The organism is Pseudomonas sp. GW823-FHT04A03 (assembly GCF_058796615.1).
Map to the genome: position 1 here is coordinate 1,125,373 of NZ_JBXAIV010000001.1, position 13,386 is coordinate 1,138,758.

Sequence of the window (13,386 nt, forward strand, 5' to 3'; positions counted from 1 at the left end):
AGGTCGACAGCGACCTGAATCCAACGGCCTCGTGAGAAGGGATCAGAGATGACCACTGAAATAATAAAAACAGACACGCTTGTTGTCGGCGCCGGTCAAGCGGGTGTGGCCATGAGTGAACACCTGAGCAAACTCGGTGTGCCGCACCTGGTGCTGGAGCGCAGCCGCATTGCCGAACGCTGGCGCACCGGGCGCTGGGACTCGCTGGTGGCCAACGGTCCAGCGTGGCACGACCGCTTTCCGGGGATGGAATTCGATGATGTCGATCCGGACGGTTTCGCCCACAAGGAGCGCGTCGCCGATTACTTCGAGGCGTATGCGAAGAAATTCAACGCGCCGATCCGCACCGGCGTCGATGTGAAAAGCGTGGTGCGCAATGTCGGGCGTCCGGGCTTCACCGTCGAGACCTCCGAGGGCGTGATCGAAGCCGCCCGCGTCGTCGCCGCCACCGGCCCCTTCCAGCGTCCGGTGATCCCGGCCATTGCACCGAAAGATGAGCGTCTGCTGCAGATTCACTCGGCCGACTATCGCAACCCGCAACAGTTGCCGGCCGGTGCCGTGCTGGTGGTCGGTGCCGGTTCGTCGGGCGTGCAGATCGCCGATGAATTGCAGCGCTCGGGCAAGCAGGTTTACCTCTCGGTCGGCGCTCACGATCGCCCTCCTCGCGCTTACCGCAACCGTGATTTCTGCTGGTGGCTCGGCGTGCTCGGCGAGTGGGATCAAGCCGCGATGAAACCCGGCCGCGAGCACGTGACCATCGCGGTCAGCGGCGCTCACGGTGGTCGCACCATCGATTTTCGTGGTCTGGCCCATCGCGGCATGACTTTGGTCGGCGTCACCGAATCGTTCAGCGACGGCGTGGTGACCTTCAAACAGGACCTGCGCGACAACCTCAAGCGTGGCGACGAGAACTACCTCGCGCTGCTGGATGCCGCCGACGCCTACATCGAACGCAACGGTCTGGATCTGCCACTGGAACCGGAAGCCCGCGAGACTTATCCGGATCCTGAATGCGTGAAAAACCCGCTGGCCGATCTCGATCTGGCCGCCGCCGGCATCAGCTCGATCATCTGGGCCACCGGGTTTGCCGTGGATTATTCCTGGCTGAAAGTCGCGGCTTTCGACGACAACGGCAAGCCGCAGCACCAGCGCGGTGTGTCCAGCGAATCGGGCGTGTATTTCCTCGGTTTGCCGTGGCAGTCGCGACGCGGGTCGTCGTTCATCTGGGGGGTGTGGCACGACGCCAAGCACGTGGCCGATCACATCGCCACCCAGCGCAAATACCTGGCTTATCGCGATGCCGAACAACGCGAAGCCGCGCTGCACAACAACGCTGTCGACACCGTCGACGCTTGATTTCCCTCTTCAATCCCGGCGCCCGTCGCGCCGGGCCCGATTTCGTCAGGAGCCGCACATGAGTCAGCCAACCCACACCCGCATTCGCATGTTCAACACCAAAGACACCTACCCGAACCAGACCCTGGACAACGACCTGTGCCAGGCCGTGCGCGCCGGTAATACCGTGTATGTCCGTGGTCAGGTCGGGACCAATTTCGATGGCGAACTGGTCGGCCTCGGCGACCCGCGCGCGCAGACCGAACAGGCGATGCGCAACGTCAAGCAACTGCTAGAAGAGGCCGGCAGCGACCTGAGCCATATCGTCAAGACCACCACTTACCTGATCGACCCGCGCTACCGCGAGCCGGTGTATCAGGAAGTCGGTAAATGGTTGAAGGGCGTGTTCCCGATCTCCACCGGGCTGGTGGTGTCGGCTCTGGGTCAGCCGCAGTGGCTGATGGAGATTGATGTGGTTGCGGTGATTCCCGAGTAATTCGACCTTAGCGAAAGGAGGCCACACATGACATTTTCCATCGCCGCCCGCTGCCCTGAAACCGGTCAGTTCGGCATCGCCATCAGTTCCTCCAGCATCGCCGTCGGCGCCCGCTGCCCGTGGCTGTTGCCCGGTGTCGGCGCGGTGTCGAGCCAGAACATCACCCTGCCGTCGCTCGGCCCGGAAGTGCTCGCCTTGATGGAGCAAGGCCTGGCGCCCGAGGCGGCGCTGGACAAGGTGCTGACCCGCAACGGCTACAGTCAGTACCGGCAGATCACGGCCATCAATCACCTCGGTCAGACTGCGCATTTCAGCGGCGCGCAAACCCTGGGTGTGCACAACGCCGTGTCGGGCGAGCAATGCGTGGCGGCGGGCAACATGCTTGCCGGGCGCTCAGTGATCGAAGCCATGGTCAGCGCGTTCGAAGAAGGCGAAGGCCAATTGGCCGATCGCCTGATCAACGCCCTGCACGCCGCCCAAGCCTTGGGCGGTGAAGCAGGTCCGGTGCATTCGGCAGCCGTGGTGGTGGTCGGCGAGCTGACCTGGCCCATCGTCAACCTGCGGGTGGACTGGGCCGATAAAGACCCGATCGGTCAATTGCAAAAACTCTGGGACGCCTATCGCCCGCAGCTTCAGGACTACATCGACCGCGCCCTCGATCCGGCCAAGGCGCCGGGCTACGGGGTTGCCGGAGACGACCGATGAGCGACAGCGTCGCGTTGCTCAAGACGCTGGTGGGGTTCGACACCACCAGCCGCGAGTCCAACCTGCAATTGATCGACTTCGTGCGCAGCTACCTCGAAGGTTTCGATGTGCCGTGCGAGCTGATCTACAACGATGAGCGCAGCAAGGCCAATCTGTTCGCCACGATCGGCCCGGCCGATCGGCCGGGCATCGTGCTTTCGGGGCACACCGATGTGGTACCGGTCGATGGCCAGCCGTGGACGTTGCCACCGTTCGAACTGAGCGAGCGCGACGGCAAGCTTTACGGTCGCGGCACGGCGGACATGAAGGGCTACATCGCCTGCGTGCTGGCGTTGGTGCCATCGTTGATCGAAGCACCGCTGCGCCTGCCGGTGCACATTGCTTTGTCCTATGACGAAGAGGTCGGCTGCCTCGGCGTGCGCTCGCTGCTCAAGGTCCTGGAGCAACGTCCGGTCAAACCGCTGCTGTGCATCATCGGCGAGCCGACCGAACTCAAACCGGTGCTCGGGCACAAGGGCAAACTGGCGATGCGCTGCGATGTCCAGGGTCATGCCTGTCACTCGGCCTACGCGCCGCTCGGGGTGAACGCCATCGAATGCGCCGCCGAACTGATCGGCGAACTGGGACGCATCGGTCGGCAACTCAAGGATGAACACGTCGATCCGCGTTTCGACCCGCCGTACTCCACGGTGCAAACCGGTGTGATCAACGGCGGCAAGGCGTTGAACATCGTTCCCGCCGATTGCCGTTTCGACTTCGAAATCCGCGCCCTGCCCTCACAGGATCCGGCGCTTGTCGCGCAGCAACTCAAGGCCTACGCCGAGCAGCAAATGCTGCCGCGCATGCGGGCCGTCAGCGAGCAGAGCGATATCCGTTTCCGCGAATTGTCGGCCTATCCAGGGCTGGCGACGGATGCCCGAAGCCAGGCTGCGGAATTGATCGCCACGTTCTGCGGTTCGGACGATTTCGGCACCGTGGCGTTTGGGACTGAAGGCGGATTGTTCGATGCGGTGGGGATTCCCACGGTGGTGTGCGGTCCCGGCAGCATGGATCAGGGCCACAAGCCGGACGAGTTCGTCAGCGTCGATCAGCTCACGGCCTGCGATGAAATGCTGCATCGAATGTTGGCGTCTATTCGCCTCTGAAAAAACGGCCTGGCTGCTGGATTCAGGTCTGCAGCCGAGCCGCAAGAACACCGACAGACAGCTGCTCCGACGGAGGTCAGCTGCGTTGTCGTTCATGGCGCTGAAACACCCGGGACAGAGCGTTTTCAGCTGACCGGAGAGCCTCGTTTTTTTAACGCCTGAAGCAATAAAACTACTAATTTATCTCTCCCCTTTCCTTGCCCATGATCAACCCCAACAAGAAATGCGCCGTCCGTGCCGGCGCTTACTGAAGTACGTCCACGTACTCGTCCTTGCCTTGGAGTTCGTCATGGCCACCTCTGCAACAACGTCCGCACCGCTCATTGAGAAACACACGATCGGCTATGTGCCGCCCGAAGATCGCCACGGAAAGGTTCGGGATCTGTTCACCCTCTGGTTCGGCGGCAATATCGCGCCGTTGCCCATCGTCACCGGCGCCCTCGGCGTGCAGCTGTTTCATCTGAATCTGGTGTGGGGCATCGTCGCCATTCTGGTCGGCCATCTGGTCGGCGGTGTGCTGATGGCGCTGCACTCGGCGCAGGGCCCGCAGATGGGCATTCCGCAGATGATCCAGAGCCGCGCACAGTTCGGCTCCCTCGGCGCATTGCTGGTGGTGTTGATTGCCGGGGTCATGTACATCGGTTTCTTCGCCTCCAACATCGTGCTGGCCGGCAAGTCCCTGCATGGCGTGGTCGACAGCGTTCCGGTGCCGGTCGGCATCGTCATCGGCGCGCTGGGCTCGGGGATCATCGGCATCATCGGTTACCGCTTCATCCACGTGCTCAACCGCATCGGTACCTGGGTTCTGGGGATCGGCATCGTGGTCGGCTTCGGCTACATCCTCACCCACATCCAGACCGATGACTTCCTCACTCGCGGCAGCTTCAACATCTCGGGCTGGCTCGCCACCGTGTCGCTGGCAGCACTGTGGCAGATCGCGTTTGCACCTTATGTTTCGGACTACTCGCGCTACCTGCCGGCGAACGTGCCGGTGGCGGCGACCTTCTGGACGACCTATCTGGGATCGGCACTGGGTTCGAGCCTGTCGTTCGTGTTCGGCGCTGTCGCCGTGCTGGCGACGCCAGTGGGCATGGACACCATGGACGCGGTGAAACTCGCCACCGGCGCCATCGGCCCGTTGATGCTGGTGCTGTTTCTGCTCAGCGTTATCAGCCACAACGCGCTCAATCTGTACGGCGCGGTGCTGTCGCTGATCACCCTCGTGCAAACCTTCGCCTACCGCTGGATTCCGACCGCCAAGAGTCGCGCAGTGATTTCGATCATTGTCCTGCTGGCCTGCTGCTTCGCTGCGGTCGGCGCCTCGGCGGACTTCATCGGCCACTTCGTCGACATGGTGCTGGTGCTGCTGGTGGTGTTGGTGCCGTGGACCGCGATCAACCTGATCGACTTCTACGCCATCCACAAAGGCCAGTACGACATCGGCTCGATCTTCCAGGTCGATGGCGGCATCTACGGCCGTTACAACCCGCAGGCCTTGCTGGCGTATGCGATCGGTATCGCGGTGCAGATTCCGTTCATGAACACGCCGCTGTACGTCGGGCCGGTGTCGGCGCACATCAACGGCGCGGACCTGTCGTGGGTGGTTGGCTTGCTGGTGACTTCGCCGCTGTATTTCTGGCTGGCGACCCGTGACAGTGCTTATCGTCGGCGGCTGACTTCCGGAAAGCTGGCGGGCAGTCTCTGAGATTGACTCGATGCACCAACAAAGGCCCGCCATGTGCGGGCCTTCTGTTTTGCGTTGTGCTATTTCTTTACGCCCGATGACAACCGGAGATGGAAATCCAATGCTGCGAATTCTGGGCAAAGCCTCATCGATCAATGTGCGCAAAGTGCTGTGGACCTGTGCTGAACTGAACCTGCCCTTCAAACGCGAAGACTGGGGCTCAGGTTTTCAATCAACGTTGACGCCGGAGTTCCTCGCACTCAATCCCTGCGCGATGGTGCCAGTGATTCAGGACGATGACTTCACGCTGTGGGAATCGAACTCTATCATTCGCTATCTGGCGTCGCGCTATGACGGCGAACAACTTTACCCGAGCGAGCCGCGCGCCCGCGCGCGGGTGGATCAATGGATCGACTGGCAGGCTTCGGAGCTGAACAAGTCCTGGTCGTACGCGTTCATGTCGCTGGTACGCAAGTCACCTGCGCATCAGGACAGCGTTGCTTTCGCGGCCGGTTGCCGGGAGTGGGCACGGCACATGGAGATCCTCGACCGGCAGCTGCAAAAGACCGGCGCCTATGTCAGCGGCGAGCAGTTTTCCCTCGCCGACATCCCGATCGGTCTGTCGGTCAATCGCTGGTTCGAGACGCCGCTGGAACATCCGCACTTGCCGGCGGTGAGCGCTTATTACGAACGTTTGAGCCAGCGCCCCGCTTACCGATTGCACGGACGAAACGGCACGCCTTGATGCCGGTCACTTGTTTTTGAACGCCTCACGCCGCGCCTGCCGTTCGGCGGCGTACGCCTCTTGCGGCTGGCTGATCAGATCCTCACGGCGCAACACTTCACCGCAGTGATCGCACAGCGGCCCGAGGCCGGCGCTGTGGTTGCAGTTCTTGTGGGTCATGTTCACCGCCAGCCCTTCCTCCGGCGACTTGCACCAGGTCTCGCCCCAGGCGCGTAACGCAATCACTACCGGGTAAAACGCCTCGCCTTTTGCGGTGAGGTGGTACTCATAGCGTTTCGGCCGCTCGTTGTACAAGCGGCGCTCGACCAGCCCGTCCGCTTCCAGGCTTTTCAGACGGGCGGCGACCATCTGCGGCGTACCGCCGGTCTGGGCCAGGATCTCGTCGTAGCGATGGCTACCCATGAACAATTCGCGCAAAACCAGCACCGTCCAGCGATCGCCGACGATCGACTCGGCCCGGGAAATCGGGCACAGCGTGTCGGGAAGACTATCGTTTACAGCCATCAGGGCTTGCCTCTTTCACAGTTACTATGATTATCATATCAGCACGATGCGGGAACAAGCCCTGAGCATCGATCACTCTCATTGCCGGAGTCCATCGTCATGTCGAAACCTCTCTATCCGCTCGACAGAACCGCCTACCTGCTGGTCGATCCGTACAACGATTTTCTCTCCGACGGCGGCAAGATCTTTCCGCTGATCAAGCCGATGGCCGAGCAGAACGGCCTGCTCGACAACCTGCGCAAACTCGATCGCGCCGTGCGGACCCTGCCGACTCCGGTCGTCATCGTACCGCATCATCGCTGGGTCAAAGGCGACTACGAGAACTGGGATCATCCAAGCCCCACCCAACAAAAGATCATGCACATGCACCACTTTGCCCGTGGCGAATGGGGTGGTGAATGGCACCCGGATTTCGCGCCGAAGGACGGAGACATCGTGGTTCAGGAACACTGGGGCTCCAGCGGTTTCGCCAACACCGACCTGGATTTTCGCCTGAAACAGCAAGGCATCACCCACGTGATCATTGTCGGCCTGCTGGCCAACACCTGCATCGAAGCCACCGCCCGCTACGCATCGGAACTCGGTTATCACGTCACGCTGGTGCGCGATGCCACCGCCGCGTTCAAAGAGGAAATGATGCACGCCGCCCACGAACTCAACGGCCCGACGTTCGCCCATGTCATCACCACCACGGACGAACTGATCGCCAGCCTTCAGTCCCAGGGTGACGCGAAATGAGTCTGACCGGCCACCTGCTGATCGGCGCCGTTGACGTGCCCGCCACCGAGGGCACGATGAAGGCACTGAATCCGGCAACCAACTCGCTGATCGAACCGGAATTTGCCTTCGGCGGTGCAGCGCAGGTCGATCAGGCGGCAGCCCTCGCCGATGCGGCCTTCGACAGCTACAGCCACACTTCGCTGGCCGAACGTGCGGCGTTTCTGGAAAGCATCGCCGACAACCTCGACGCCGTGCGCGAGGAACTGGCCGCACGTGCCTCGCTGGAAACCGGTCTGCCTCAGGCGCAGCTCGAAGGCGAAGCCGCACGGGCCGCGACCCAGTTCCGTCAGTTCGCCGAGGTGGTGCGCAAGGGGCGCTTCCTGCAACTGGCGATCGACCCGGCGCAACCTGATCGCCAGCCGCGACCACGCATGGATCATCGCCTGCAGAAAGTCGCCATCGGCCCGGTGGCGATCTTCGGTGCGAGCAATTTTCCGATCTCCTATTCAGTGGCCGGCGGCGACACCGCGTCGGCGCTCGCGGCCGGTGCGACGGTGATTCTCAAGGCCCATAACGCGCATCCCGGCGCCTCGGAAATCCAGGCTCGCGCTATCCGCAAAGCGGTGCAGATGCATGGCCTTCACGAAGGGGTTTTCTCCATGGTGCGCGGTGGCGGCAATGCCATCGGTGAGGCACTCGTCGATCATCCGTTGATTAAAGCGGTGACGTTCACCGGTTCGGAGATGGGCGGCATGGCGCTTTATCGCCGAGCCCAATTACGACCTGATCCGATTCCGGTGTTCACCGAAATGACCAGCGTCAACCCGACGTTCATTCTGCCCGCAACGCTGTCCACGCGTGGCGGTGAGATTGGCGATGGTTTTATCGAGCGGATGCTGGTGAATGTCGGGCAAGCTTGTCTGTGTCCGTCGATCCTGATTGCAGTCGAGGGTGAAGGTCTGCAAGCGTTGCGCAACGCCATGATCAAGCGGGTCAGCGCAGTGCCGTCACGCACGATGTTGACGCCAGGGATTCACGGTTCATACGTCAAAGGACTGGTGGCGATGGAAAGCGTGGGGGCGAATCTGGTGGCGGTCGGCGCGCCGACGGATGGGAAGTTTGAAGGCCGCTCGGCGCTGTTGGAAGTTGACGGCCAACGCCTGCTCAGCGAACCGGCGCTGGCCCATGAAGTGTTCGGCCCGGCGGCGCTGTTGGTAACGGTCAGGGATGATGAAGAGTTGCTGGCGGTCGCCCGTTCGTTCAAGGGTCAGCTCAGCGCAGCCATCCACCTTGAAGACCACGATCTGGATCTGGCCCGGCGTCTGTTGCCGATCCTCGAACGCCGCACCGGGCGCATTGTGGTCAACGCCTTTGCTCATCCGCAGGAAGTGACTTTCGCCACCGTGCACGGCGGGCCATTCCCGGCCACGTCGGACAGCCGCTTCACCTCGGTTGGCATGACGTCAATCGAGCGTTTTCTGCGGCCGGTGGCGTATCAGGGCTTTCCCGATGCGTTGCTGCCGGAGGCGCTGCGCGACGTTAATCCTCTGGACTTGCCGCGACTTGTCGATGGGCAATAACCCCGTCCCGGTTCGCCGTTAAGCCGAACCGGGACGCAGGTTTCAGATTTGCGCCAGCCATTCATGTTCCGGGTGTACAACTGCCAATTGCTCGATTAACCAATGCCGCTCTCCGGGCGAAAGCCTGGGCAAGGCGAGATTGAAATCGGCTAGATCCTTTGTCCTGAGGTGTTTGGCCTTGAACAACAGAATGGCCGCAGGCCTGAGATACGGAATGCCTGCATCGCTCGTGCAGACCATCTCACTACGTTCGCCAGTGATCGACGTATCGCGCTTGTAAACCCATCGGTCTGGCGTACCCGGTTCAATCATCATGTCGACCCGCCAGGCTTGCGCCTCGGTATCAAAACACCAGATCTGAAAAATATCGGAAGCCGGTTCGCGATTTGACTCCAGCCGCTCAAAGACGCCGCCCTTGACCGCATAGAAATCCAGAGGCCCCAGCGCCTCGCGAAACACCGGGAAATCTTCACGCAGGATGGTGAACTCGAGGTCTTCATGCGTTCGGGTTTGCTGTCCCTGCCAGACGTCAAACGCCCATCCGCCGACAATGCACCAAGGCCGATCGACGTGTTCGAGTCGCTGGAATAAATCAGTAGGTGTCCAGGGGTTCCATGCCTCTTGATCCGGCAGGTGTTCCTGAGCCGTCATTCGCCGTTCTCCATGTCCTTGGCTTTATCCGGACATTGAAACAAAAAAGTGCCGGGCTCGCTTGAGCCCGGCACTTCTTTTTTACAGCCATTGACCTGACAGATTCGATCAGGCCGGCACACCCAGAATGATGTGCGAAGCCTTGATCACGGCCGTCGCGCTGACGCCAGCCGCCAGGCCCAGTTCGTTCACCGCATCGCGGGTCACGATCGAATAGACCTTCGAACCGCCGGCCAGCTCGATCACCACTTCAGCGTTGACCGCGCCATCGGTGACGCTCAGCACCTTGCCTTGCAGGCAGTTGCGGGCCGACAGGCGAATGTCGCTGGATTCGGTCATCAGCATCACCCAAGGCGCCTTGACCAAAGCAACGGCTTCTTTGCCCACCGCGATGCCCAGGCTCTTGAGGCTGGCCAGGGTCACAACCGCCACCAGCTTCTCGCCGCCCGGCAGGGTCAGGACGACCTCCGCATTGACCGAGCCTTCCTGAACCTGGCTGACCTGACCTTTAAAAACGTTGCGGGCACTGACTTTCATGATGGACGTCCTTTTGTTGACTTTGGAGTTAGGAAACGGGCTGCATCATCGGAGCAAGCGCTATGTACTTACAACTACAGCGCTGCACCTGAATGAACATTGACCCCCTGACTCTAGATCAACAAGTCCTCATAGAAAGCACCGTACGGAAGCTCAGGGTGTTCGATCTGGATTTCCAGAATCCAAACACCGGCATTCGGAGCCTGATCGAAGTCACCCAGATTGCCGCCCCGATAAATCGCATGAGGAAAATCGCTGACCCGGTGGCCCTTGATGTCCAGGTTCAGCTTCCAGCCCATCGCCTCGGCCTGATCGGTGGCATAACGGTACAGCTCAACACCGGTTACGCCCTGACGCCAGAAGGCTTCGACCTTGTCGAAGAGTTCTTTGGAGGCCGCCGCGCAAGCGATCATTTGCGGATCGGAACCGGTGACAAACGTCGCCCCGGCATCGCCTTCGTGGCCTTCCCAGACCACGCCCATGTCGATGAAGAAAATGTCGTTCTCGCCCAGAACCGGATCGCCGTCGGAACGCTCCTTGAAGGTCTTCAACGTGTTAGCGCCGAAGCGGATCAGCAGCGGATGCCAGATCCGGTCCATGCCCAGTTCAACGAGAATCTCTTTGCCTCGCGCATGGGCCTCGGATTCACGCATGCCGGGCTTGATTACCTTGGCGATCTCGTCCACGGCCTTCCAGGTCAACTGCTGGGCGTGGCGCATGGTCTCCAGCACAAAACGCTCACCTACCGCTTCTTTCCCGCTCAGGGCTGTGGTCATCGCTGATTCCTTCTGGCTAATTGCTTGCGCTGTATAGTTTTTTATATTGCGAAACAGGACGCCTAAGATACAACCATGACACAACGTGTCAATTCTCTTCTGCGCGCACCACGCCGCGCTCTTCCAGCAAGCGCACAAACATGCTCAGACTGCGCGAAACCGTACCCCGCCGCCATACCAGCCACGTCGTCAGATAGCGGAAATCCGACGCCAGCGGCCAGACACTTACCGTCGCGCAACCGGGCATGCTCTGCAGCATGCTGCGCGGCATCAAAGCCAGGCCGGCGCCCGCACTGACGCAGGCGAGCATGCCGTGATAGGACTCCATTTCAAAAATCTTGCCCGGTACCGCAGCGTCAGTGCTGAACCATTTTTCGAAGTGATGGCGATAGGAGCAGTTCGAGCGGAACGCATAGATGTTCTCGCCGTTCACGTCCGCCGCGCGCTGGATCGGCCCGTGATGAAGCGGCGAGATGATGACCATTTCTTCTTCGAACGCCGGGATGCCTTCCAGCGCCGGGTGCAGGACCGGGCCGTCGACGAACGCAGCCGCCAGGCGTCCGGAGAGCACGCCGTCGATCATCGTCCCGGACGGACCGGTCGACAGGTCCAGATCGACCTTCGGATGTTGCTGGTTGTAGGTAGCCAGCAAACCGGGAATGCGCACCGCCGCCGTGCTTTCCAGGGAGCCCAGCGGGAACGCGCCTTGCGGTTCCTCGCCGGCCACCGTGGCACGGGCTTCCTGGACCAGATCGAGAATGCGCCGCGCGTATTCGAGAAAACTCCAGCCGGCCGGCGACAGGCGCAAACGGCTTTTCTCGCGGATGAACAGGTCGACGCCCAAGTCCTCCTCCAACTGCTTGATGCGCGTCGTCAGGTTCGACGGCACGCGATGGATCTGCGCCGCCGCCGCGCTGATGCTGCCGTGCTCGGCAACGGCCTTGAAGATTTCCAGTTGCACCAGATCCACAGTCATTCTCCAATCGTGAAAGAAACGCTCTTTATTATTCAGTTTCCAGAAATTAAACGCCACCCTACTCTGAGCGCATCCACTGACCTCGCAGGACGATGCCATGAGCCCGATTTCCAGCCAGACCCACGCCATCTCGATCAACCCCGCCACCGGCGAGCAGATCGGTCACTACGCCTTCGAATCCGCCGAAGCCCTCGACGCTGCGCTGACCCGCGCCGCATTCGGCTTCAACAAGTGGAAACGCAAACCGCTGCAGGATCGCTCCCGCGCCCTGACCGCGCTGGCCGGTGCGCTGCGTGACAGCAGCGAAGCCATGGCGACCATGATCACCAGGGAAATGGGCAAGCCGATCGCCCAGGCCCGTGGCGAAATCGAGAAATGCGCGAAGCTCTGCGAGTGGTACGCCGAACACGGCCCGACCATGCTCAACGCCGAAGCGACACTGGTCGAAGGCGGCAAGGCGCGCATCGAGTATCGTCCACTCGGCCCGATCCTCGCCGTCATGCCGTGGAACTTCCCGATCTGGCAAGTGCTGCGCGGCGCCGTCCCGGCCCTGATCGCCGGCAACACGTACGTGCTCAAGCATGCGCCGAACGTGATGGGCAGCGCCTATCTGTTACGCGACGCCTTCACCCGCGCCGGTTTTGCCGATGGCGTGTTCGAAGTGATCAACGTCACCCCGGAAGGCGTTTCCACCGCCATCGCTGACCCGCGCATTGCTGCCGTGACCCTGACCGGCAGCGTCCGCGCCGGCATGGCCATCGGCGCACAGGCCGGTGCCGCGCTGAAGAAATGTGTGCTGGAACTGGGCGGTTCCGATCCGTTCATCGTGCTCAACGACGCCGATATCGACGAAGCCGTGCAAGCGGCGGTGATCGGTCGTTACCAAAACTCTGGCCAGGTCTGCGCCGCCGCCAAACGTCTGATCATCGAAGAAGGCGTGGTCGAAGAATTCACCCGCAAATTCGTCGAAGCCACCCGCCAGTTGAAGATGGGCGACCCGTTGTCCGCCGACAACTACATCGGCCCGATGGCCCGATTCGATCTGCGTGACGAACTCGATCAACAAGTACGCGACACCCTGGAAGAAGGCGCCACCCTGCTGCTCGGCGGCGGCAAGGCCCAAGGCCCGGGCAACTACTATGAGCCGACCGTGCTGGCCGATGTCACCGACCGCATGACGTCGTTCAAGCAGGAACTGTTCGGCCCGGTGGCCTCGATCATCACCGCCCGCGATTGCGCTCACGCCGTGGCCCTGGCCAACGACAGCGAGTTCGGCCTGACCGCCACGATCTACACCGCCAACGTCGCCCTGGCTCAGCAACTGACCAGCGAACTGGAAACCGGCGGCGTGTTCATCAACGGCTACTCCGCCAGCGATCCGCGCGTGACCTTCGGTGGTGTGAAGAAAAGCGGTTTCGGCCGCGAGCTGTCGCACTTCGGCGTTCGCGAGTTCTGCAACGCGCAGACGGTGTGGCTGGATCGCCGCTGATTCAATGAAAAAAAGCCCGGAAGCGTTTTGCGCTTCCGGGCTT

At 61.5% G+C, this 13,386-nt stretch carries 14 protein-coding genes; 9 read left to right on the forward strand and 5 right to left on the reverse strand.

What is annotated here, in order from left to right; genetic code table 11:
• Nucleotides 1–48 precede the first annotated feature (48 nt).
• The 6 genes from AC1Q9F_RS04710 (at nt 49) to AC1Q9F_RS04735 (ending at nt 6,110) form a co-directional block, all read left to right on the forward strand.
• Complete coding sequence (locus tag AC1Q9F_RS04710; protein WP_492618808.1) at nt 49–1,356, forward strand: flavin-containing monooxygenase; 1,308 nt, start codon at nt 49–51, stop codon at nt 1,354–1,356.
• Between the two features lie 58 nt (nt 1,357–1,414).
• A complete protein-coding gene (locus AC1Q9F_RS04715) occupies nt 1,415–1,831 on the forward strand; it encodes a RidA family protein (protein ID WP_007950460.1) in 417 nt (138 codons plus the stop codon).
• A 27-nt stretch (nt 1,832–1,858) separates the two neighbouring features.
• On the forward strand, nt 1,859–2,536 hold the full coding sequence (locus AC1Q9F_RS04720) for a DUF1028 domain-containing protein (protein WP_492618807.1): 678 nt from the start codon (nt 1,859–1,861) through the stop codon (nt 2,534–2,536).
• Nucleotides 2,533–3,681, forward strand: a complete 1,149-nt coding sequence (gene argE / locus AC1Q9F_RS04725; protein WP_492618806.1) for an acetylornithine deacetylase — start codon at nt 2,533–2,535, stop codon at nt 3,679–3,681. The genes AC1Q9F_RS04720 and argE overlap by 4 nt, the downstream gene beginning before the upstream one ends.
• Before the next feature lie 289 nt (nt 3,682–3,970).
• Nucleotides 3,971–5,386 carry a purine-cytosine permease family protein gene (locus AC1Q9F_RS04730; RefSeq protein ID WP_007950463.1) on the forward strand — a complete coding sequence of 472 codons (1,416 nt, stop codon included), beginning with the start codon at nt 3,971–3,973 and terminating at the stop codon, nt 5,384–5,386.
• Nucleotides 5,387–5,486: 100 nt separating this feature from the next.
• Nucleotides 5,487–6,110, forward strand: a complete 624-nt coding sequence (locus AC1Q9F_RS04735; protein WP_492618805.1) for a glutathione S-transferase family protein — start codon at nt 5,487–5,489, stop codon at nt 6,108–6,110.
• Between the two features lie 6 nt (nt 6,111–6,116).
• Here the strand turns inward: AC1Q9F_RS04735 and AC1Q9F_RS04740 are convergent, their stop codons facing one another.
• The gene (locus AC1Q9F_RS04740; protein WP_085602995.1) at nt 6,117–6,614 is read right to left on the reverse strand and encodes a winged helix-turn-helix transcriptional regulator; all 498 of its coding nucleotides are present in this window, start codon (nt 6,612–6,614) and stop codon (nt 6,117–6,119) included.
• A 99-nt stretch (nt 6,615–6,713) separates the two neighbouring features.
• On the opposite strand from AC1Q9F_RS04740, the gene AC1Q9F_RS04745 reads away from it, so the two are divergent.
• Nucleotides 6,714–7,352 carry a cysteine hydrolase family protein gene (locus tag AC1Q9F_RS04745; protein ID WP_492618804.1) on the forward strand — a complete coding sequence of 213 codons (639 nt, stop codon included), beginning with the start codon at nt 6,714–6,716 and terminating at the stop codon, nt 7,350–7,352.
• Nucleotides 7,349–8,914, forward strand: a complete 1,566-nt coding sequence (locus tag AC1Q9F_RS04750; protein ID WP_492618803.1) for an aldehyde dehydrogenase (NADP(+)) — start codon at nt 7,349–7,351, stop codon at nt 8,912–8,914. Before AC1Q9F_RS04745 ends, AC1Q9F_RS04750 begins: the two co-directional genes overlap by 4 nt.
• 42 nt (nt 8,915–8,956) lie before the next feature.
• Here AC1Q9F_RS04750 and AC1Q9F_RS04755 read toward each other — a convergent pair whose 3' ends face one another.
• The 4 genes from AC1Q9F_RS04755 to ptrR form a co-directional block, all read right to left on the reverse strand.
• Nucleotides 8,957–9,565, reverse strand: a complete 609-nt coding sequence (locus AC1Q9F_RS04755; RefSeq protein WP_492618802.1) for a nucleotidyltransferase domain-containing protein — start codon at nt 9,563–9,565, stop codon at nt 8,957–8,959.
• 108 nt (nt 9,566–9,673) lie between these two features.
• Nucleotides 9,674–10,102: a TOBE domain-containing protein gene (locus AC1Q9F_RS04760; protein ID WP_007950468.1), complete on the reverse strand. Its 429-nt coding sequence runs from the start codon at nt 10,100–10,102 to the stop codon at nt 9,674–9,676.
• Between the two features lie 113 nt (nt 10,103–10,215).
• The gene (locus AC1Q9F_RS04765; protein WP_192561370.1) at nt 10,216–10,878 is read right to left on the reverse strand and encodes a M24 family metallopeptidase; all 663 of its coding nucleotides are present in this window, start codon (nt 10,876–10,878) and stop codon (nt 10,216–10,218) included.
• Nucleotides 10,879–10,966: 88 nt separating this feature from the next.
• On the reverse strand, nt 10,967–11,848 hold the full coding sequence (gene ptrR, locus AC1Q9F_RS04770) for a putrescine utilization regulator PtrR (protein ID WP_007950470.1): 882 nt from the start codon (nt 11,846–11,848) through the stop codon (nt 10,967–10,969).
• Between the two features lie 103 nt (nt 11,849–11,951).
• Here ptrR and AC1Q9F_RS04775 point away from each other — a divergent pair, with 103 nt between their 5' ends.
• Nucleotides 11,952–13,343: an aldehyde dehydrogenase family protein gene (locus AC1Q9F_RS04775; protein WP_492618801.1), complete on the forward strand. Its 1,392-nt coding sequence runs from the start codon at nt 11,952–11,954 to the stop codon at nt 13,341–13,343.
• Nucleotides 13,344–13,386: the final 43 nt, after the last annotated feature.